This is a genomic window from Janthinobacterium sp. LM6 (assembly GCF_002002885.1).
Taxonomy (GTDB): domain Bacteria; phylum Pseudomonadota; class Gammaproteobacteria; order Burkholderiales; family Burkholderiaceae_D; genus Janthinobacterium; species Janthinobacterium kumbetense.
In genome coordinates, this window is record NZ_CP019510.1 from 544,134 (window position 1) to 563,665 (window position 19,532).

Consider the following 19,532-nt stretch of genomic DNA (forward strand, 5'->3'; position numbering starts at 1 on the left):
GATGGCCGCGAGTTTGCGCAGTCTGCAAATCCGGCAGACCTTGATCCTGATCGTCCTGACGATTATTTATCTGTGCTTCGAGCTGGGCTTCAATGCCCGCCTGCTCGACGTGGTGGGGGGCAACGTCAAGCCGGAAGACGTGGAAGGGGTGGAATTCTATGGCCGCAGCCTGTCGGGCATCGCCGCCGCGCTGGTGGTGCTGCAGCTGATGTGGCGCCGCCGGCTGAAGAACAATGGCAGCGGCCCTGGCTGGGTAAAAATCCTCGTTTGCTGCGTGGTGACGGCCGGCGTCGTCTTCGGCGTACTGAAAACCACGGTGAATGTGCTGGTCAATACGCGCGACGCGGAATTTCGCCGCATGGCCTTCAATACCACCTTGCTGCAGCGTTCGCTGGTAGGCGGCAGCTTGCAGCTGCAGGGCCTGGTTGACGATCCCACCCTGTTCGCCAAGCCGGAGGGGAAATCCTTCCTGGCCCTGTTCCCCTTCCTGGCCGTCTCGGTGCGGCATCTTGACGAGCGCATGGGACCGGCCAAGGAGCAGCTGGTGCGCGCCAATGTGCGCCAGGTGGCAGGCGGCCCGTCCGGCTACTATGACAAATATCAAGAGGCCATGCGCGAGCTGGCCGGCAAGTGGGAATTGTATGCTGGCATCATCCCCGACAGCGATGCCGGCTTGCGCGCCAAGCAGCAATCGTCGTGGCAGGAATACGTGAGCAGCTTGTCGCGGCGTGGCTGGCAGCCGCATTCGGTGCCGATGCGGCGCCAGGCTGCCGTCGTCAACAATGTACGCAAGAAAGTGCCCGTTCTCGCCAACTGGCGTACCGACGACGAGCTGGGCTTCCGCGCCGCCGTCAAGCGCCGGTACGCGGCCGAGGCGGCCAGCAAGGGTGTCTCCGTGCGCGGCGAGCGTATCCCGCCGGGCTTGCCGTTTGCCGCCTTTGTCGCGCGCCCCGGCGTGCAGGCGGAATTGCGCGAAGCGTTGAAGTTGCCGGCCAGCGCCACGGTGCAGGCCGCGTATGCGAGTCCGGCCGAGTTCGGCCGCCTGTTCGACCAGTTCCTGGATCGCCAGACGGCGGAAAAACTGGTGGAATACCGTGCCAGCCGCACGGATTTTGAGGCGGGCGGCAGGTTCTTCCACGAAGGCAAGGAAGCGGCGCGCGCCGCCATCGTGCCGCCCGTGGCCCTGTTCTTCTCGCTGCTGGGCGCCATCGGCCACTTTTCCAAACTGCTGTACCTGATCGCCACCGTCGTATTATTGCTGCTGGCCATGCGCCGTGGCGAGCAGGCGGGCGCCGATGGCCAGCTGAGCCGGCGCTCCGCCTGGATCGCCACGGGCGTGCTGGCGACGGCCTTTGCGGGCACCTGGGGCATGCTGTCGGTGCTGGACAACAACGTCACGCGTAGCGAGCTGTTCCGGCAAATGCTGGACTGGACGCGCCAGGGCGAGTCCGACAGCACGCGCTGGAATCTCGCCGGCAAGGCCATCCTGGCCAATATCACGCACGTCGTGGCGGTGGGGCAGGGCTACAGCTACCCCGTCAACGAAGCGATCCGCATCCATGTTTTGCAGGGAATTCACTATGGCTATCACGCGCAACAAAAATAAGGCGGCCGCGCTGGCCTTGCTGTTCTCCATGGCCAGCACGGCCGTGCAGGCCGATTGCCTGGGCATGAAGGTGCACGCCCACCGCGGCGCCGGCAATGCGCCGGAAAACTCGCTGAGCGCGCTGCGCAACACGTATTTCGGCACCTGGGACGGCGTCGAGACGGATTTGCAGCTGCTGGGCGACGGCAGCTGGGTGGTGCACCACGACTTGCTGACGGGCAGAGTCGTCGACACGGGCTCGCCCCGCACCGTGAAACAATTGACGGCCGAGGACTGGCGCGCCGCCAGCATGAAGAACCGCGGCGTGGCCACGCCGGAAACGCCGCCGTTCGTCACCGATGTCGCCGACCTGGCGACGGCTTTCCCGGCCAAGACCCTGAATGCGGAAATCAAGGATGTGGTTTCGTCGTGCGCACCGATCGCCGCCCTGGTGGGACAGTTGCGCGCGAACATCAAGCACGGCAACTGGTTTTTGACGTCGGGCGTGCCGAACAACCTGGCGTGCGCGCGCCGCGCCGATCCGCAGGGTTACCTGGGCCTGCTCGTGTTTGACGCGCGCAATGCGCAGGCGGCCGGCGCCAACCGGGTCAGCCGCTATATCGCGAAAAATGCCCGCCCGCCCAAGCTGGACAAGCCGTGGCTGCAGCGCGTGCAGCAACAGATCGGCATGCCCACGGGCGTGCACGTGGATGCGCGCAGCCTGGATGCCAATCCGAATCTGCTGATGGACGCCGCCAGCCTGAACATGCCCGTCTTCGTCTACGCCGTCGATGGCGACTCGGCCCTGGCCGCCTCCCTGCTGCGCGCCCAGCAGCGCAGCCACCGCTGGCCCAGCGGCGTCATTCTTGACGGCAATCCCGAGACGTTTTGTGCGATGATGAAGTAAGCATTTTTACTTGCCGAGAGGCCATGCCATGACCCTGCCGCAACCCGACCCCGCCGCCGCGCTTGCCCGTAGCGCCATCGGCGCCATGTTCTTTGCCCTGTTTGGCGGCCTGTGGGTGGCCGCCTGGTGCGTGCAGACGTATGGCGCGCATCCGTTCAGGCTGCTGCCGGTTGCCGGCGTCACCGTCCTGCTGTTCATGCTGGCGTGGCGCCAGTTCCGGCGCCACCGGGCCGCGCATGCGGCGGCGGAGCAATCGCCGGAAGCGAAACGCGTGGGACGGCTGTTCAATTGGGTGAACGCCGGGCAATGGATCGCCATCTTTATCGTTGGCAACGTCCTGAAAAACATGGGCTTGCAGGCGTGGTTCATCCCCGCCGTCATTTTGATCGTGGGCCTGCATTTCTTTCCGCTGGCCTGGCTGTTCAAGGCGCGCCGCCACGTGGCCATCGGCATGGCCCTGTGCGTGTGGGCCATCGGCTATCCGCTGACCGTGCGCCATGGCCCCATGCACCCCATCGGCTGCCTCGGTGCCGGCCTGATCCTGTGGGTGGCGGCCCTGTCCGCCGTGCGTGCCGGTTTTGCCGTGCAGCAAACGCGTATCCAGTCCCTGGAATAAGTGTTGACGACGGCCCGTGCAGGGCCGTTTTTGCGCCTTTTTCTGCCGCATTCCTGCCTCTTTTTTGCGCATCGCAGCATCGATAATGTTTGCATCGCGCGCGCGACTGGCCTATAAATGTAATCGATTACATTTATGTGAAAACCCCCATGCCGCCAGCCGTCCCGTCTTCCTTGCCGACAGAAACCGTCTCCATCAGCGCCGTCGCCGCGCATGCGGGCGTGTCGGTGGCCACCGTGTCGCGCGTGATGAACGAGCAGGCGGGAGTGCGGGCGCCTACGCGCGACAAGGTGCTCGCTTCCGTGGCGGCGCTCGGCTACCGCATGAACCACCTGGCGCGCAGCCTGCGCACGGCCGAGAGCCGCATGCTGCTCACCATGGTGCCCGACGTGGGCAACCCCTTCTATGCGCAAATCGTGCGCGGCATCGACACGGTGGCGCGCGAACACGGCTATTTTGTATTGCTGTGCGACACGGGCGCCGATGCGGGCCGCGAGCGTTCCTACTTCGACCTGCTGCGCATGCACCGCGCCGACGGCGCCATCTGCCTCGATCCGGACACGGTGCAGCATGCCCTGTCGCATGAATCCGTCAGCCTGCCGTGGGTGGCGTGCTGCGAATTCGACCCCGCCGTGGCCGTGCCCTATGTCGGCATCGACAACCACCGGGCCGCCTCCGACGCCGTCGCGCATCTGCTGGCGCGCGGCCATACGCGCATCGGCTTGATCAACTCGGATGAACGCTATCTGTACGCGCGGCAACGCCAGCAAGGCTATCTGGACACCCTGGCGGCCGCCGGCTTGCCCGTGCGGCCGCAATGGGTGCACACGGTGCAAAGCCTCGACTATGAAGCGGGCACGGCCGCCACCTTGCGTATGATGGCGCAGCCCGATGCGCCCACGGCCATCTTTGCCGTCTCCGACACCCTGGCCATCGGCGTGCTGAGCGCGCTGCGCCAGTTGAAGAAGCGCGTGCCGGAAGACGTGGCCGTGATCGGCTTCGACGATATCGCCATCGCCGCACAGATCGATCCGGGCCTCACCACCATCGCGCAGCCCATGCGCGAGCTGGGCGAGACGGCGGCGAGACTGTTGCTGCAGCGCTTGGCGGACCCGGCGGCGCAGGTGCCGGGCGTGTTGCTTAACCATAACTTGGTCTTGCGAGGGAGTGCATAGTGAGCGTTGCCGTCGGTTTCGAGGGAGTGTGCAAGGATTTCGGCCCCGTGCGCGTCTTGCATGGCGTCAGTTTTACCTTGTCGCCCGGGCGCGTGTATGGCTTGCTGGGCGAAAACGGCGCCGGCAAGTCGACCCTGATGAAAATCCTTGCCGGCTACGAGGCGGTGAGCGAAGGGCAGCTGTTGATCGATGGCCAGCCCCGGCGCTTCGCCAGTTCACGCGCGGCGGAATCGGCCGGCATCGTGCTGATCCACCAGGAATTCAACCTGGCCGAGCACCTGACGGTGGCGCAAAACATGTTCCTCGGCCACGAGCGGACGCGCGGCTGGCTGCTGGACGAGGCCGCCATGCGCGAGGAAGCGTCGCGCTATTTGAAACAGGTGGGGCTGGACGTGTCGCCCGAGACGAAAATCCGCGACCTGATTGTGGCTGAAAAGCAACTGGTGGAAATCGCCAAGGCCCTGTCGCGCCGCGCCCGCTTTTTGATCATGGATGAACCGACGGCCACCCTGACGTCGTCGGAAACCCAGCGCCTGTTCGCCGTGATGGCGCAGCTGAAAAGCGATGGCGTGACGATTCTGTACATTTCCCACAAGCTCGACGAAGTGGAACGCAACACGGACGAGGTCATCGTCATGCGCGACGGGCGTTTCGTCACGCGCGAGCCGACGGCCAGCCTCACGCGCCAGCAGATGGCGAACCTGATGGTGGGACGCGAATTGTCGGACATGTTCCCCGCGAAAGCGCCGCTGGCGAAAGAGTCTCCTGTGTTGCTGAAAGTCGAGGGGCTGACGGTGCCTGGCTGGTCGAAAGACTTGTCGTTCGAGGTGCGGGCCGGTGAAGTGCTGGGCTTTGCGGGCCTCGTGGGCGCGGGGCGCACGGAATCGTTCGAGGCGCTGCTGGGCTTGCGTCCGCGCAGCGCGGGTTTGATCGAGATCAATGGCCAGCAGGTCGATATCCGCACGCCCAGGCAAGCCATGCAGCACGGCATGACGTATCTGAGCGAAGACCGCAAGGGAAAAGGCTTGCATGTGAACCTGGGTTTACGGGAAAACCTCACCCTGATGACGATGGAGCGCTACGCGCGGCCCTGGCTCGATGTTGCCGGAGAGAAGCAGGCGCTGGCCAAGGCGGTGCTTGACTTCAATATCCGCACGGGCGACCTGGACAGCCGCGCGCGCATGTTGTCCGGCGGCAACCAGCAAAAGCTGGCGCTGGCGAAATACCTGCATTCGGACCCCCGTGTCGTCGTGCTCGATGAACCGAGCCGCGGCGTGGACGTGGGCGCCAAGCGCGACATTTACTTTCTGATCCACCGCCTGGCCGCCGAAGGGCGCGCCGTGATCGTGATTTCATCCGAACTGATTGAATTGATCGGCCTGTGCCACCGGGTCGCCGTGATGCGCGCCGGCACCTTGCAAGCCACCCTGTCTGCTGACCACCTGACCGAAGAGGAGTTGATTGCCCATGCAACCGGCACGCACTGACACCACCGTATCCCCGCTTGCCACCGCCGTTGCCCGCTTTGGCGCGCGCATCAAGGGCTTTGGCCCCGTGCTGGGCCTGTTATCTCTGTGCATCGCGGGCACCTTGCTCAACGGCGATTTCGCCACCCTCGATAACCTGATGAACGTGCTCACGCGCACGGCGTTTATCGGCATCATCGCCGTCGGCATGACGTTCGTCATCATCTCCGGCGGCATCGACCTGTCGGTCGGTTCGATGGCGGCCCTGATCGCCGGCTGCATGATCTATTTTATGAATGCGCTGGCGCAAGGGGCGGGCGGCGACCTGGCGCCCATTACCATGCTGGTGCTGGGCATCGCCATGGCATTGATCCTGGGTGCGGGCTTTGGCCTGATGCATGGCTTGCTCATCAGCAAGGGCAATATCGAACCGTTCATCGTCACCCTGGGCACACTCGGCATCTTCCGCGCCGTCTTGACGTACCTGGCCGACGGCGGCGCGCTGACCCTGGACGCGACCCTGTCCGAGCTGTACAGCCCCGTCTACTACACGAGCGTGCTGGGCGCGCCTATCCCCATCTGGATTTTCCTGTTCGTCGCGGCGGCCGGCGCCGTCATCCTCAACCGCACGACGTTCGGCCGCCATGTGCAGGCGATTGGTTCCAACGAGCAAGTGGCGCGCTATGCGGCCATCAACGTCGACAAGGTCAAGATTGCCACCTACATGCTGCTGGGCATCTGCGTGGGCATCGCCACCGTGCTGTACGTACCGCGCCTGGGCTCGGCCACGCCGACGACGGGCTTGCTGTGGGAGCTGGAAGCCATCGCCGCCGTCGTCGTCGGCGGCACCGCGCTGAAGGGCGGCGAGGGGCGCATCATCGGCACCGTCATCGGCGCGATTTTATTATCCGTGATTAGCAACATCCTGAATTTGACCAGCATCATCAGTGTCTACCTGAATGCCGCAGTGCAAGGCGTGGTGATCATCGCCGTCGCCTTCCTGCAGCGAGGCCGCAAATAAAACAAGAGCGGCGTTCTGAAAGGGCGGCCACCGGGCGCCCACAACCTTGGAGGAGAGCAGCATGAAGAGCTTTATACGGGTAGCAGGGATGGCAGTGCTGGTGATGCAGGCGTGGGCGCTGCCGATGGGGCAGGCGCAGGCGGCAGAGAAATTGGTCGTCGGCGTGGCCATCCCGACGGCCACGCACAGTTTTACCTCGGGTATCGTGTGGTGGGCCAACCAGGCCAAGGCGGAACTGGAAAAGGCCCATCCGGGCGTGAAGATCATCGTCAAGACGGCCGCCACGGCGCCCGAACAGGCGAACCAGTTGCAGGATATGTTGACGGTGAACAAGATCAACACCCTGGTGATCTTCCCCATCGAGTCGGCCTCGCTGACGCAGCCCGTGGCCCAGGTGAAAAACAAGGGCGTGTACGTGACCGTGGTGGACCGCGGCTTGACGAACACGCAGTCGCAGGATGCGTACATCGCGGGCGACAACACGGCCTTCGGCAAGCTGCCGGCCGAATACCTGGCGAAAAGTTTAAATGGCAAGGGCAATATCGTCGCGCTGCGCGGCATGCCGACGACGCTCGACAACGAGCGCTACGACGCATTTTCCGCCGTGATGAAGGGCCATCCCGATATCAAGGTCCTGGACGCCAAGTACGGCAACTGGAACCGCGACGATGCCTTCAAGGTCATGCAGGATTATTTGACGCGCTTCAAGCATATCGACGCCGTCTGGGCCGCCGATGACGACATGGCCATCGGCGTGCAGAAGGCCATCGCGCAAGCCAAGCGCACGGACATCAAGCAAGTGTTCGGCGGCGCGGGCGCGAAGGGCGCGGTGAAAAAGATCATGGACGGTTCCGACCCGCTGATCGTGGCCGACGTGTCGTACTCGCCGAAGTTCATGTACGACGCCATCAAGCTGACGACGGAAGCGCGCCTGAAAGGTGATAAATTGCCGGCCAACACGATCATCCCGTCGGTGCTGATCACGCGCGAGAACGCCAAGCAGTTCTACTTTCCGAACTCGCCTTTTTAACCACACCCCAAGACAAGGGCTGGGGTCGTACCTGAAGGGGGAATGCGTCCCAATGGGACGCATTCCGATCCCGCAGGGACCGACCTTCCAATTTGATTTTAAGGAATTTCCATGAAAACCATCCAGGGCCCGGCCATCTTCCTGGCCCAGTTTCTCGGCGACGAGCCGCCGTTCGACTCGCTCGAGCACCTGGCGCAATGGGCGGCCGGCCTGGGCTACAAGGGCTTGCAGCTGCCGACGGCGCCGCGCTTGTTTGATCTGGAACAAGCGGCCAGCAGCCAGCAGTACTGCGACGACGTGAAAGCCCTGCTGGCGCGCCACGGCTTGCAGGTGACGGAATTGTCGACGCATTTGCAGGGCCAGCTGATCGCCGTGCATCCCGCCTACGACGCCCTGTTCGACGGCTTTGCGCCGGAACAGGTGCGCGGCGATCCCGCCGCGCGCACGGCCTGGGCCACGCAGCAGCTGCTGTGGGCCGCCACCGCCTCGCAGCGCCTGGGGCTGACGGCCCACGTGACGTTTTCCGGCGCCCTGGCCTGGCCGTATCTGTATCCATGGCCGCAGCGGCCCGCCGGCCTGGTGGAAACGGCGTTCGCGGAACTGGCGAAACGCTGGCTGCCCATTCTCGATGCGTTTGACTCTGCTGGCGTGGACCTGTGCTACGAATTGCATCCGGGTGAGGACTTGCACGATGGCGTGACCTTCGAGCGCTTCCTGGCCGCCGTCAACGGCCACCCGCGCGCGTCCATCCTGTACGACCCCAGCCACTTCGTGCTGCAGCAGCTCGATTACCTGGCCTTCATTGACATTTATCATGCGCGCATCAAGGCGTTTCACGTCAAGGACGCGGAATTCCGGCCGAACGGGCGCCAGGGCGTGTATGGCGGCTATGGCGACTGGCAAGACCGGGCCGGGCGCTTCCGCTCGCTCGGCGACGGGCAGATCGACTTCAAGGCGATTTTTTCGAAGATGGCGCAGTACGACTTCCCCGGCTGGGCCGTGCTGGAGTGGGAATGCTGTCTGAAACACCCGGAGGACGGCGCGGCCGAAGGGGCGCGTTTCATCCGCGAACACATCATCCACGTGGCGCAGCACGCGTTCGACGATTTCGCGGGCAGTGCGGTTGATGAGGATCAAATCCATCACTTGCTAGGCTTGAAATAGGGAGACGACATGCAGCGACGCTTGCGATTGGGCATGGTAGGGGGCGGGCAGGGCGCATTCATCGGTGCCGTGCACCGCATCGCGGCGCGCATCGACGACCAGTACGAACTGGTGGCGGGCGCCCTGTCGTCCGACCCGCAGCGGGCGCGCGACAGCGGCGCCGCGCTGCACCTGGCGCCCGATCGCTGCTACAGCGATTACCGCGCCATGGCGCAGGCGGAAAGCCAGCGGGCGGATGGCATCGAGGCCGTGGCCATCGTCACGCCGAACCACTTGCATGCGCCCGTCGCCACGGCGTTCCTGCAAGCGGGTATCCACGTGATCTGCGACAAGCCGCTGGGCATCTCGCTGGCGGAAGGCCGGGCGCTGGCGGCGCTGGCCGGGCAGAAAAATCTGCTGTTTGCGCTCACGCATACCTACAGCGGCTACCCGCTGCTGCGCCACGCGAAAGCCATGGTCGAGGCGGGCGAGATCGGCGAGCTGCGCCTCGTGCAAGTCGAGTATTCGCAGGATTGGCTGGCCGACGCCATCGCGGCCGGCGGCATGAACGAAGGCAATTGGCATAACGACCCGCAGAAGGCGGGGCCGGGCGGCACCCTGCTCGACGTGGGCTTGCACGCCTACCACCTGGCGCAATTCGTCAGCGGCTTGACGCCGCAGCAGGTGCTGGCGGAATTGTCGACTTTTGTTCCGCACCGCACTCTGGACGACCACGTGCAGGTGATGCTGCGCTACGCCAACGGAGCCAAGGGAACCTTGTGGGCCAGCCAGGTGGCCACCGGTTGCGAAAACACGGTGCGCTTGCGCCTGTTCGGCAGCAAGGCACAGCTGGACTTTGATCAGGAACAACCGAATGCACTGTGGTTCACGCCGCAGGGCGGCAACCGCCAGCTGCTGCGCCCGGGCAGGGTCGACAGCGCCGCGGCGCGCCACGCCACGCGCGTGCCGGCCGGCCATCCGGAGGGGTATCTGGAAGCGTTCGCCCAGCTGTACCTGGATGCGGCCTTGCGCATCCGCGCCCTGCAGGCAGGGACGCCGATACCGGAAGCGGCGCGCTGGCTGCCGACGGTGGCCGATGGCGTGGCGGGCCTGGCCTTTGCGGAGGCCGTGCTGCGCAGCCATGCGCAGGGCGCTACTTGGACCACGCTGGCGGACTGTTAAACTGGGCGCATGAGCGCGCCCCTGACCACTTTTACCATCACCATCGTCCCGCAAGGCTGGCAATTCCCGGCCAACGCGGGCACGACGCTGCTGGCCGCCGCCGAACTGGCCGGCATCCGCCTGCTCAGCTCCTGCCGCAACGGCACGTGCCGCACGTGTATCTGCCACATGCCCGAGGGAAAGATCCGCTACACCGTGGACTGGCCCGGCATCAGCCCCGATGAACGGCTCGACGGCTACATCCTGCCCTGCGTGGCCGTGGCGGACAGCGATGTCAGCATCCAGGCGCGCGCCGTGCGCACGGGCAATTAGTTCACGACGGCTTGCCGCCCTTGAGGCGCTGCAGCAGCGCATCCACGCTGTCGCTGACGGGCAAGCCGTGGCGGCGCAGCAACTGCACGTGCAAGACGAGGTTTTCCAGCACCAGCTTGGCCGCCACGGCCAGCAAGGCCAGGTTGCGGTCTTCCGGGCTGAAACTTTCCATGGCGTCGGCCATCTCGCACAGGTGGTTGGCGATCAGGCCGCGCAATTCCTGCTCGTCGAAGGGCAAGTCGGCAAAATCGATCGGGTCGGCCACTTCCACTTCCTGCATCAGCACCGCTAGTTCTTCCGGGGTAATCGTCATGCCTGGCCTCCTTGTGTGCTTGCCGCTATTTTAATTGTATTGGCCGCAAAGGGGACTAGAATGAGTCCAGGCCGATGACGTCGAAGGCAGCATGGCGAACTTGCACTTTACGCAACAACTGGCGCGTTTCCTCGACGTTCCTGCCGTGGAGGTGGATGCGCCACGCCTGCGCGCCGCCCTCGATGCCGCGTTTGCCTGGCAGCCGCGCCTGCGCGGCTACGTGCTCGACGAGCAGGGTAGCTTGCGCCCCAATGTGGTGATCTTCATCGACGGCGCCCGCTGCCGCGAGCGGCGCGTGCTCGACGATGTCTTGCGGCCCGACAGCCAGGTGTATATCTTGCAGGCACTTTCCGGAGGTTGACGCCATGACAGCAGTCCCGCAGCGCGCGTATCTCGGCACCCGCAAGGGGCTGTTCCAGTTCGATGTCGATGCGGCCGGCGCCTGGCAGCTGGCGCTGGTGCAGTTTGCCGGCGATCCCGTCTCCATGCTGCTGCACGACGGCCGCGACGGCGCCTTGTACGCGGCCCTGAACCTGGGGCACTTCGGCGCCAAGCTGCACCGCCTCGACGCGGGCAGTGGCGAATGGAAAGAAGTCGCCGTGCCTGCCTATCCCGCCAAGCCGGAAGGCAGCAGCGATAGCGTGGACTGGACGGTGCGGCAGATCTGGTCGCTGGCGGCCGGCGGCGCGGACCAGCCCGGCGTGCTGTGGGCGGGCACCCTGCCTGGCGGCCTGTTCCGTTCCAGCGACCGCGGCGACAGCTGGCAACTGGTGGAGTCCCTGTGGAACGTGCCGCAGCGGGCGCAGTGGTTTGGCGGCGGTTACGACGTGCCCGGCATCCACAGCATCTGCGTCGACCCGCGCGACAGCCATAAAGTGCTGGTCGGGGTGTCCTGCGGCGGCGTGTGGCAAACGCTCGATGGCGGCGCCAGCTGGGCCTTGAGCGCGACGGGCATGCGCGCCGACTACATGCCGCCCGAACTCGATGAAAACGAAGCCGTGCAAGACCCGCACCGCATCGTGCGCAGCGCCGGCGCGCCCGAGGCGCTGTGGTGCCAGCACCATAACGGCATCTGGCGCTCTCAGGACGCGGGCTGGCACTGGCAGGAAGTGACGACGGCGCCGCTGTCGCATTTCGGCTTTGCCGTGGCCGTGCATCCGCGCGACGGTGACACGGCCTGGTTCGTGCCGGCGCAGGCGGACGTGCTGCGCATTCCCATTGACGGCGCGCTGGCCGTGACGCGCACGCGCGATGGCGGGAAAACCTTCGAGGTCTTGCGCGCGGGCTTGCCGCAGCAGCATTGCTACGACCTCATCTACCGCCACGGGCTGGCGCTGGCCGACGATGGGCGCAGTCTGTTGATGGCGTCGACGACGGGCGGCGCCTGGTATTCCGGCGACGAGGGCGAACACTGGCAGACCATTTCCGCCCACTTGCCGCCCGTTTATGCCGTCTGTTTTGCCACGCCGTAATAGCACAGGAAGATATCGACGGCCAGTTCCGTCACTTCGCGCCGACGTGCCGGGCCCAGCAAAGGCTCGCCCAGGGTGATCTGCGGCCAGAAGGCAAAGGTTTTCAAGGGCGACATCAAGAGGTGCGCCACTTCCAGCGTCTCGCCCGCCTTGATGCGCCCGTCTTGCTGCGCCGCGCGGATCCAGATATTCAGGCCCGTTTCCTTTTCATTCAGGCGCGTCACCATCGCTTGCGCGCGCGCGGGCGAGTGGATGGTTTCGCCAAAGATCACGCGCGCCAGGTCGATGAATGCCGGATCGCACAGCAAGGCCATCTTTTGCTCGACCAGGGCCAGCACTTGCGGGCGCAGCGGCTGGTCGGCCACATAGGGCACGGCAGGCTGGGCCATGCTGCTTTCCCACATGCGCTGCAGGATTTCCGCGAACAGCTCGTCCTTGCTGGGGAAATGGTTGTACACGGTGCGCTTGGACACGGCGGCCGTGGCGGCGATCTTGTCCATGCTGGTCGCATCGAAACCGTGCTCGCGGAACTCGGCGATGGCGGCATCGACGATGGCGACGCGCTTGCGGTCGGTGAGGCGTTGCGGTGCGGCCATGGCGGGAAATCTCCTTTGAAAACAATATTTTACACCTCTTGGTTTACTTTGCCAGAAATAGGAACTACACTGTGTAGTGTAATTTAATCCTTGTTAATTCTTTGCCGGGCCGCATATGCACTTGCACCGAGTCGCACGTCGTCTCTTATCCTTGGGAGTCCTGATCATCATGAGTTCTTGCACCTTGCGCGCCGCGCCTGCCGCGCCCATAGAATCGCCACAACGCCTCGACGGCAAGTTCCGCAACCCCGTGCAGATGCACAAGCTGGGCACGGCCGCAACGCTCAAGCTGATGTGGACGTTTTTCTTCGATAAGCCCGACAGTACCGTGCCGGCCGCAGCCGTGCCCGTGCAAGCCTTGACCCGGGCGCAACTGCTGGCCGCGCCCGACAACAGCCTGTTTCGCCTCGGCCACTCGACCCTGCTGCTGAAACTGAACAATGAATTCTTCCTCACCGACCCCGTGTTTTCCGAACGCGCCTCGCCGGTGCAGTGGGCCGGACCGAAGCGTTTCCACCAGCCCCCCATCAGCATCGCCGACTTGCCGCCGATCAAGGCCGTCATCCTGTCGCACGACCATTACGACCACCTCGACCACGCTGCCGTGCTGCAACTGGCCGCCAAGACGGAACACTTTGTGACGCCGCTGGGCGTGGGCGATACCCTGGTTGCATGGGGCGTGCCGAAGGCCAAGGTGCGGCAATTCGACTGGTGGCAAGGCACGACGATTGCCGGTGTGAAACTCATCGCCACGCCGTCGCAGCATTTCTCGGGACGCGGCTTGTTTGACGGCAATCAAACCCTGTGGGCGTCGTGGGTCATCGACGCGCCGGACGTGCGCGTATTTTTCAGCGGCGACTCCGGCTATTTCGACGGTTTCAAGCAGATCGGCGACAAGTACGGCCCGTTCGACGTGACCATGATCGAGACGGGCGCCTACGACAAGCTGTGGCCGGACGTGCACATGCAGCCGGAACAGACCTTGCAAGCCCACCTGGACTTGCGCGGCAAGTGGCTGATGCCCGTGCATAACGGCACCTTCGACCTGGGGCTGCACGCCTGGCATGAACCGTTCGACCGCATCGCGGGGCTGGCGGCCAAGCAGGGCGTGAACCTGGCTACGCCGCAGATGGGCGAGGCGGTCGACCTGGCGCAGCCGACGAAGGGGAAGAAGTGGTGGCTGGCGATGCTGGAAGAAGAGATGCTTCGGTAATTTACGCCGTCACGTCGATCAGGCGTCCCAGGGTCTGGCCATAGCCGTTCAGCTGGGGCGTGCTTTTCGGCGCGGCGGGGATGGCTTGCTGCGGCACGGCCACCTTGATCGCCTGGTCCAGCTGCGGCGCCTTGACGGCGGCGGGGGCATCGGCCTGGGCTTGCTGGCTGCTGCGCTGCGTCTGGCTCAGCGACTCCTGTTCCCGCGCCAGCAACTGGCGGCTTTGCGCCAGCTGTTCGCTGTCGCGCTGTACCTGGTTCTGGCCTTGTTCGACCCGGCGTTGCGCCGTGGCCAGCGAGGCTTGCAAGTTGTTGACGGAGCTTAGCGTGACCACATTGTTCACCTTTGAGAGTATGTCCAGGCGTGCGCAGGAGAGGGAAGTCAGGCCGGGGAGCGTGACGTGTCCGCAGGTAATCTTTACCTGAATCAAGAGTAGGACAAATTCTCGCACAGTTCCAGAAAATTATGTTTTCTTGATAATGCTGTCGTGCGCGCTGTGTGTTGCCGAAGCGGCATGCCGGCGCTGGTGGGATAGTTGTCAAAGTGAGTACCCGCTGTCGCTTGTGGCCCTTGTTTGTCTGCCATCACCGATGCCGTGCTGGGAAGAAGAAAAAATGGTTGCATTTAAAACGTTGCTTTTTAAATAGTCAATGTGTTGTTGTTTTTCTACCATGACTGCGCACGCGAATGCGCGGTCTGTTTGGCGCTCTGGGCTATAATTGACGGTCAGAGTTGGTTTCTTTTGCCATACAGACAGGTAGTTAACATGAATCTCAAGAGCCTCGCAATTGCCCTCGGCATGTCGAAAACGACAGTCAGCAGGGCGTTGAACGGCTATCCGGAAGTCAATTCCCGCACCCGTGAAATCGTCCTGGCCGCCGCCAAGAAAGTCGGCTACCGGCCCAATCCGCTGGCGCGCAGCCTGGCCGTCGGCCGCACCAATGTACTGGGCATGATCTATCCGCTGCTGCCCAGCGACCTGGGTGACAGCGTCTTTCTTTCCGTGGTGAATGGCATGTCGGACGCCGTCGAAGCGTCGAAGATGAGTTTGATCATCGCCCCCGTGTCGCCGCAGAATGAACAGCCGTCGTATGAAACCATGGTGCGCGGGCGCCAGGTCGATGGCCTCGTGGTGGGCCGCACCAAGGTGGTCGACGAGCGCATCGCGTATTTGACGAAAGTGGGCTTTCCCTTTGTCGCGAATGGCCGCACGCGCATCGACGCGCCGTATGCGTATTTTGATTACGACAACGACACGGGCATCGACCTGGCCGTGTCGTTCCTGGCCGCGCACGGCCACCAGCGCATCGCCCTGCTGAGCGCGCCGCTGGAGCTGCATTTTGCTTATGAGCGCAAGGAAAGCTTTATCCGCTGCATGGCGCAAGCGGGCTTGCCGGTCGATCCCCACTATTTGCTCGACAATACTTTCGACCGCCGCAGCGGCTACCAGGCCATGCAGCAATTGCTGGCTTGCTCGCCCCGTCCCACGGCCGTCATCGTCGACAACCATTTGTCCGGCGTGGGCGTGGTGCGCGCGCTGATGGATGCGGGCATCGAGATCGGCAAGGAAATCTCCGTCATCGTCTGGGGCAATGTGGAAGACACCTTGATCGGCATCAACGTCACCACCATCGACCAGCCCGACCTGCGCCGCGCCGGCGCGAAGATGGTCGAAATGCTGCAATCCCTGCTGGCCGGCACGCCGCCAGAACGGCTGCAGGAAATCTGGCAGCCGGTGCTGTTGCCGGGGGCGACGGTGGGGCGCTGCCCTGAATGAAAAAAAACGCAGAGCCGAGGCTCTGCGTTTTCATGTTAGCACCGGCTTGTCACCTTAGGCCGCGTGCTTCGTTCCATCAGCCAACACACCCAGCAACCTCGCCTTGTCTTTGCGGTAAGTATCGACGGCCGCTTCCTTGACGTGGCCGAAGCCGCGGATTTTTTCGGGCAGGGTCGCCAGTTCCACGCAGGTGGCCAGGTTGTCCGCCGTCAGGTTGACCAGCAGGCCGGCCAGCAGTTCGCGGTATTCGACGATCAGCGCGCGCTCCATCTTGCGCTCGGCCGTATAGCCGAAGATGTCGAAGGTGCCGCCCCTTAGCCCCTTGGCTTTCGCCAGCAGCTTGAAGGCGCGCCACATCCAGGAACCGAATTCCGCTTTCACCAGGTGGCCCTTCGCATCTTTCTTGGCGAACAGCGGCGGCGCCAGGTTGAATTTCACGGAGAAATTCCCTTCGAATTGCTGTTGCAATTGTTCCACGAAACGGCCATCCGTGTACAAACGCGCCACTTCGTATTCATCCTTGTAGGCCAGCAACTTGAAATAGCTCTTGGCGACAGCCGTCGACAGCTTCTGGCCCAGTCCCAAGGTGTTTTCGCGGTCGCGCACCTGTTTGACCAGGGTCAAATAACCGTCCGCATACGCGGCGTTCTGGTAGGCCGTGAGGAACTCCACGCGTTTTTTGATGACGCTATCGAGGCTTTGCGGCATTTGCACGATGATCGCTTGCGTGGGCGTGGCGATCTGCGTCACTTTGCGCACGTCGACGGCGGCGCGGCGGCCCCACAGGAAGCTTTTCTTGTTCGACTCGATGCCCACGCCATTGAGTTCGATGGCGCGCAGCAAGGCCGCTTCCGTCAACGGGATGCGGCCCTTCTGCCAGGCGTAGCCGAGCATGAACAGGTTGGCGGCAATCGAATCGCCCATCAGCGCCGTGGCCAGTTTTGTGGCGTCGATGAAGTCGGCCGCGTCCGCGCCGCCCACGGATTCCTCGATCAGCTGGCGCACTTCCGCCGTTGGATATTGCCAGTCGGCATTTTGTGCAAACGTGCCAGGCGGCTGTTCGTGCAGGTTGACGACGGCCAGGCTGCGGCCGGGACGCATTTTCGACACGGCATCCTGCGCGCCGGCCGTCAGCATGTCGCAGCCCAGGATCAGGTCCGCTTCCCCCGTGGCGATGCGCTGGGCGCGGATGTGCGCGGGAGATTTTGCGATTTTCACGTGCGAGGTGACGGAACCGTTCTTTTGCGACATGCCCGTCATGTCCAGCACGGACGCGCCCTTGCCTTCCAGGTGGGCCGCCATGCCCATCAGCGCGCCCACGGTGATGACACCGGTGCCGCCGATGCCGTTGATGAGGATATTGTACGGCGCGTTGCAGGCAGGTAATTGGGGTTCCGGCAACGGGCCGAAGTTGTCCGTCTCGCCCGCTTTACTCGCTCCCGTCTTGGTTTTCTTCAGGCTGCCGCCTTCGACGGTGACGAAGCTGGGGCAGAAACCCTTGGCGCACGAGTAATCCTTGTTGCACGAGGATTGGTCGATGGTGCGCTTGCGGCCAAATTCCGTCTCTTTCGGCAAGATCGACACGCAGTTCGACTGCACGCCGCAATCGCCGCAGCCTTCGCAGACGGCGTCGTTGATGACCATGCGTTTCGGAAAATCCGGATATTCGCCTTTCTTGCGGCGCCGGCGTTTCTCGGCCGCGCAGGTCTGGTCGTAGATCAGCACGGACACGCCTGCTACCTCGCGCAATTCGCGTTGCACGGCATCCATGTCCTTGCGGTCGTGCAAGGTCAGGTGGGCGGGCAGGTTGCTGCGGTCGCTGTAGCGCGACAAATCTTCCGTGACCAGGGCGATGCGGGCGATGCCTTCGGCCGCCACTTGCTGCGCCATCATCGGTACGGTGATGAGGCCGTCCACGGGCTGGCCGCCGGTCATGGCGACGGCGTCGTTGTAGAGGATTTTATAGGTGATGTTCACCTTGGCCGCCTGCGCGGCGCGGATGGCCAGGTAGCCGGAGTGGAAATACGTGCCGTCGCCCAGGTTCTGGAACACGTGCGGCAATTCGGAAAATGCGGCTTGCCCGATCCACGGCGCGCCTTCGCCGCCCATGTGCGTGGTCAGCTTGTTCATTTCCGGGTAGATCGACGTGGCCATCACGTGGCAGCCGATGCCGGCCAGCGCCAGGCTGCCGTCCGGCACCTTGGTCGAGGTATTGTGCGGGCAGCCGGAGCAGTAAAAGGCGGGGCGGAACGGCGTATTCACGGCCTTTTTCAATACCGCGTCCTTGGCGTCGAGGAAGCTCAGGCGTGCCTTGATCAGGTCGCAGGTGACGGGATCGGAAATCAGGCGCGCGATGCGGCTGGCGATGACACGCGCCACTTGCGAGACGGAAAAGTCGGCCTTGGACGTGAGCAGCCATTCACCGCGCGGCGCCACCCATTCGCCCTTTTCGTCGAACTTGCCGATGACACGGGGGCGCACGTCGTCGCGCCAGTTGTACAACTGTTCCTTGAGCTGGTATTCGACGATTTGCCGCTTCTCTTCTACCACGAGAATTTCATCGAGACCTTGCGCAAACTCACGCACGCTGTCCGGCTCCAACGGCCACGGCATGGCCACCTTGAACAGGCGCATGCCGACATCGGCCGCCATCTGCTCGTCGATGCCCAGCTCTTCCAGCGCTTCCAGCACATCCAGGTAGGACTTGCCGGAGGCGATGATGCCCAGCTTGGCGTTCGGGCTGTCGATGGTAGTGTGGTTGAGCTTGTTTTCGCGCGCGTAGGCCAGGGCCGCATAGATCTTGTAATCCTGCATCAGCGCTTCCTGGTTGCGCGCCTGCTGGCCCAGCGGGATGCTCGACAGGCGAGCGTTCAGGCCGCCTTCGGGCATGACGAAATCCTGCGGAATCTTGACTTCCACGCGGAACGGGTCGGCATCGATGGAAGCCGACGATTCGACCGTGTCGGCCAGCGCCTTGAAGGCCACCGTGCAGCCGGAAAAGCGCGACATGGCCCAGCCGTGGATGCCCAGGTCCAGGTATTCCTGCACATTGCACGGATACAGGACGGGGATCATCGAGGCCGAGAACAGATGGTCGGACTGGTGCGGCAGGGTCGACGAATACGCGCCATGGTCGTCGCCGGCCACCAGCAGCACGCCGCCCAGTTTGGACGTTCCCGCATGGTTCATGTGCTTGAAGACGTCGCCGCAGCGGTCCACGCCCGGACCCTTGCCGTACCACATGGCGAATACGCCGTCGTACTTGGCCGGGCCGATCAGGTCGACTTGCTGCGAACCCCAGACGGCCGTGGCGGCCAAGTCTTCGTTGACGCCGGGCACGAATTGCACATGGTGCGCTTCCAGCTGTTTCTTGGCTTTCCACAGGTTTTCATCGAGGCCGCCCAGGGGCGAGCCGCGGTAGCCGGAAATGAAGCCGGCCGTGTTCAGTCCGGCGGCCTGGTCGCGCAGGCGCTGCATCATGGGCAGGCGCACGAGGGCCTGGATGCCGGACAGGAAGATGGCGCCGGAAGTGGCCGTGTATTTGTCGTCGAGGCTGACGGTGGTCAAACGGGAAGGTTCAAGCGGTGTAGATGGCGCGGCACCGGCGTTTCTAGCGAACGCTGCGGAGCCGTTTTCCGTGGTCACGGACATGGCTGTCTCCAAAAGGGTGTTTCAGATGACGGCTGTACAAGGGACGCGCCCGGTAAGGCGCGCACTGTGCAGA

General features: G+C 63.9%; 18 protein-coding genes. 14 read left to right on the forward strand and 4 right to left on the reverse strand.

Annotated features, from left to right (window positions below; genetic code table 11):
* Window position 1: 1 nt before the first annotated feature.
* The 10 genes from BZG29_RS02340 (at window position 2) to BZG29_RS02385 (ending at window position 10,437) form a co-directional block, all read left to right on the forward strand.
* A complete protein-coding gene (locus tag BZG29_RS02340; RefSeq protein WP_253192758.1) occupies window positions 2-1,606 on the forward strand; it encodes a hypothetical protein in 1,605 nt (534 codons plus the stop codon).
* Window positions 1,581-2,492: a glycerophosphodiester phosphodiesterase gene (locus tag BZG29_RS02345; RefSeq protein ID WP_077398604.1), complete on the forward strand. Its 912-nt coding sequence runs from the start codon at window positions 1,581-1,583 to the stop codon at window positions 2,490-2,492. The genes BZG29_RS02340 and BZG29_RS02345 overlap by 26 nt, the downstream gene beginning before the upstream one ends.
* Before the next feature lie 28 nt (window positions 2,493-2,520).
* The gene (locus BZG29_RS02350; protein WP_077398606.1) at window positions 2,521-3,108 is read left to right on the forward strand and encodes a hypothetical protein; all 588 of its coding nucleotides are present in this window, start codon (window positions 2,521-2,523) and stop codon (window positions 3,106-3,108) included.
* Window positions 3,109-3,257: 149 nt separating this feature from the next.
* Window positions 3,258-4,283 (forward strand): LacI family DNA-binding transcriptional regulator, encoded by a 1,026-nt coding sequence (locus BZG29_RS02355; RefSeq protein ID WP_077398608.1) that lies wholly within the window; start codon window positions 3,258-3,260, stop codon window positions 4,281-4,283.
* On the forward strand, window positions 4,283-5,770 hold the full coding sequence (locus BZG29_RS02360) for a sugar ABC transporter ATP-binding protein (RefSeq protein ID WP_077398610.1): 1,488 nt from the start codon (window positions 4,283-4,285) through the stop codon (window positions 5,768-5,770). Before BZG29_RS02355 ends, BZG29_RS02360 begins: the two co-directional genes overlap by 1 nt.
* Window positions 5,751-6,770, forward strand: a complete 1,020-nt coding sequence (locus BZG29_RS02365) for an ABC transporter permease (protein WP_077398612.1) — start codon at window positions 5,751-5,753, stop codon at window positions 6,768-6,770. Before BZG29_RS02360 ends, BZG29_RS02365 begins: the two co-directional genes overlap by 20 nt.
* A gap of 88 nt (window positions 6,771-6,858) precedes the next feature.
* Window positions 6,859-7,800, forward strand: coding sequence for a substrate-binding domain-containing protein (locus tag BZG29_RS02370; protein ID WP_216350374.1), 942 nt, complete (start codon window positions 6,859-6,861; stop codon window positions 7,798-7,800).
* Window positions 7,801-7,911: 111 nt separating this feature from the next.
* Window positions 7,912-8,964 carry a sugar phosphate isomerase/epimerase gene (locus BZG29_RS02375; protein ID WP_077398617.1) on the forward strand — a complete coding sequence of 351 codons (1,053 nt, stop codon included), beginning with the start codon at window positions 7,912-7,914 and terminating at the stop codon, window positions 8,962-8,964.
* 9 nt (window positions 8,965-8,973) lie between these two features.
* A complete protein-coding gene (locus BZG29_RS02380; RefSeq protein WP_253192759.1) occupies window positions 8,974-10,125 on the forward strand; it encodes a Gfo/Idh/MocA family oxidoreductase in 1,152 nt (383 codons plus the stop codon).
* 9 nt (window positions 10,126-10,134) lie between these two features.
* Window positions 10,135-10,437 (forward strand): 2Fe-2S iron-sulfur cluster-binding protein, encoded by a 303-nt coding sequence (locus BZG29_RS02385; RefSeq protein ID WP_077398619.1) that lies wholly within the window; start codon window positions 10,135-10,137, stop codon window positions 10,435-10,437.
* A 1-nt stretch (window position 10,438) separates the two neighbouring features.
* On the opposite strand, the gene BZG29_RS02390 is transcribed toward BZG29_RS02385, so the two are convergent.
* Window positions 10,439-10,750, reverse strand: coding sequence for a hypothetical protein (locus BZG29_RS02390; RefSeq protein ID WP_070258491.1), 312 nt, complete (start codon window positions 10,748-10,750; stop codon window positions 10,439-10,441).
* A 91-nt stretch (window positions 10,751-10,841) separates the two neighbouring features.
* On the opposite strand from BZG29_RS02390, the gene BZG29_RS02395 reads away from it, so the two are divergent.
* Both BZG29_RS02395 and BZG29_RS02400 read left to right on the forward strand, forming a co-directional pair.
* On the forward strand, window positions 10,842-11,111 hold the full coding sequence (locus BZG29_RS02395) for a MoaD/ThiS family protein (protein WP_077398621.1): 270 nt from the start codon (window positions 10,842-10,844) through the stop codon (window positions 11,109-11,111).
* A gap of 4 nt (window positions 11,112-11,115) precedes the next feature.
* Window positions 11,116-12,222 (forward strand): sialidase, encoded by a 1,107-nt coding sequence (locus BZG29_RS02400; RefSeq protein WP_077398623.1) that lies wholly within the window; start codon window positions 11,116-11,118, stop codon window positions 12,220-12,222.
* Here BZG29_RS02400 and BZG29_RS02405 read toward each other — a convergent pair.
* Window positions 12,195-12,818: a TetR/AcrR family transcriptional regulator gene (locus tag BZG29_RS02405; protein WP_077398625.1), complete on the reverse strand. Its 624-nt coding sequence runs from the start codon at window positions 12,816-12,818 to the stop codon at window positions 12,195-12,197. The genes BZG29_RS02400 and BZG29_RS02405 overlap by 28 nt on opposite strands.
* A gap of 169 nt (window positions 12,819-12,987) precedes the next feature.
* On the opposite strand from BZG29_RS02405, the gene BZG29_RS02410 reads away from it, so the two are divergent.
* Entirely contained in the window at window positions 12,988-14,031 is a 1,044-nt protein-coding gene (locus BZG29_RS02410; protein ID WP_077408924.1) for an MBL fold metallo-hydrolase, read from the forward strand.
* A gap of 1 nt (window position 14,032) precedes the next feature.
* Here the strand turns inward: BZG29_RS02410 and BZG29_RS02415 are convergent, their stop codons facing one another.
* Window positions 14,033-14,365: a hypothetical protein gene (locus BZG29_RS02415; protein ID WP_150130791.1), complete on the reverse strand. Its 333-nt coding sequence runs from the start codon at window positions 14,363-14,365 to the stop codon at window positions 14,033-14,035.
* Window positions 14,366-14,797: 432 nt separating this feature from the next.
* On the opposite strand from BZG29_RS02415, the gene BZG29_RS02420 reads away from it, so the two are divergent.
* Complete coding sequence (locus BZG29_RS02420; protein ID WP_077398629.1) at window positions 14,798-15,808, forward strand: substrate-binding domain-containing protein; 1,011 nt, start codon at window positions 14,798-14,800, stop codon at window positions 15,806-15,808.
* A 54-nt stretch (window positions 15,809-15,862) separates the two neighbouring features.
* Here BZG29_RS02420 and BZG29_RS02425 read toward each other — a convergent pair whose 3' ends face one another.
* Entirely contained in the window at window positions 15,863-19,459 is a 3,597-nt protein-coding gene (locus tag BZG29_RS02425) for an indolepyruvate ferredoxin oxidoreductase family protein (protein ID WP_077398631.1), read from the reverse strand.
* Window positions 19,460-19,532 lie beyond the last annotated feature (73 nt).

What these genes read in the sequence shown, in the direction of transcription:
- BZG29_RS02340 (WP_253192758.1), top strand. Translation starts at nt 2, where the DNA reads ATGGCCGCGAGTTTGCGCAGTCTGCAAATCCGGCAGACCTTGATCCTG.
- BZG29_RS02345 (WP_077398604.1), top strand. Translation starts at nt 1,581, where the DNA reads ATGGCTATCACGCGCAACAAAAATAAGGCGGCCGCGCTGGCCTTGCTG.
- BZG29_RS02350 (WP_077398606.1), top strand. Translation starts at nt 2,521, where the DNA reads ATGACCCTGCCGCAACCCGACCCCGCCGCCGCGCTTGCCCGTAGCGCC.
- BZG29_RS02355 (WP_077398608.1), top strand. Translation starts at nt 3,258, where the DNA reads ATGCCGCCAGCCGTCCCGTCTTCCTTGCCGACAGAAACCGTCTCCATC.
- BZG29_RS02365 (WP_077398612.1), top strand. Translation starts at nt 5,751, where the DNA reads ATGCAACCGGCACGCACTGACACCACCGTATCCCCGCTTGCCACCGCC.
- BZG29_RS02370 (WP_216350374.1), top strand. Translation starts at nt 6,859, where the DNA reads ATGGCAGTGCTGGTGATGCAGGCGTGGGCGCTGCCGATGGGGCAGGCG.
- BZG29_RS02375 (WP_077398617.1), top strand. Translation starts at nt 7,912, where the DNA reads ATGAAAACCATCCAGGGCCCGGCCATCTTCCTGGCCCAGTTTCTCGGC.
- BZG29_RS02380 (WP_253192759.1), top strand. Translation starts at nt 8,974, where the DNA reads ATGCAGCGACGCTTGCGATTGGGCATGGTAGGGGGCGGGCAGGGCGCA.
- BZG29_RS02385 (WP_077398619.1), top strand. Translation starts at nt 10,135, where the DNA reads ATGAGCGCGCCCCTGACCACTTTTACCATCACCATCGTCCCGCAAGGC.
- BZG29_RS02390 (WP_070258491.1), bottom strand. Translation starts at nt 10,750, where the DNA reads ATGACGATTACCCCGGAAGAACTAGCGGTGCTGATGCAGGAAGTGGAA.
- BZG29_RS02395 (WP_077398621.1), top strand. Translation starts at nt 10,842, where the DNA reads ATGGCGAACTTGCACTTTACGCAACAACTGGCGCGTTTCCTCGACGTT.
- BZG29_RS02400 (WP_077398623.1), top strand. Translation starts at nt 11,116, where the DNA reads ATGACAGCAGTCCCGCAGCGCGCGTATCTCGGCACCCGCAAGGGGCTG.
- BZG29_RS02405 (WP_077398625.1), bottom strand. Translation starts at nt 12,818, where the DNA reads ATGGCCGCACCGCAACGCCTCACCGACCGCAAGCGCGTCGCCATCGTC.
- BZG29_RS02410 (WP_077408924.1), top strand. Translation starts at nt 12,988, where the DNA reads ATGAGTTCTTGCACCTTGCGCGCCGCGCCTGCCGCGCCCATAGAATCG.
- BZG29_RS02420 (WP_077398629.1), top strand. Translation starts at nt 14,798, where the DNA reads ATGAATCTCAAGAGCCTCGCAATTGCCCTCGGCATGTCGAAAACGACA.
- BZG29_RS02425 (WP_077398631.1), bottom strand. Translation starts at nt 19,459, where the DNA reads ATGTCCGTGACCACGGAAAACGGCTCCGCAGCGTTCGCTAGAAACGCC.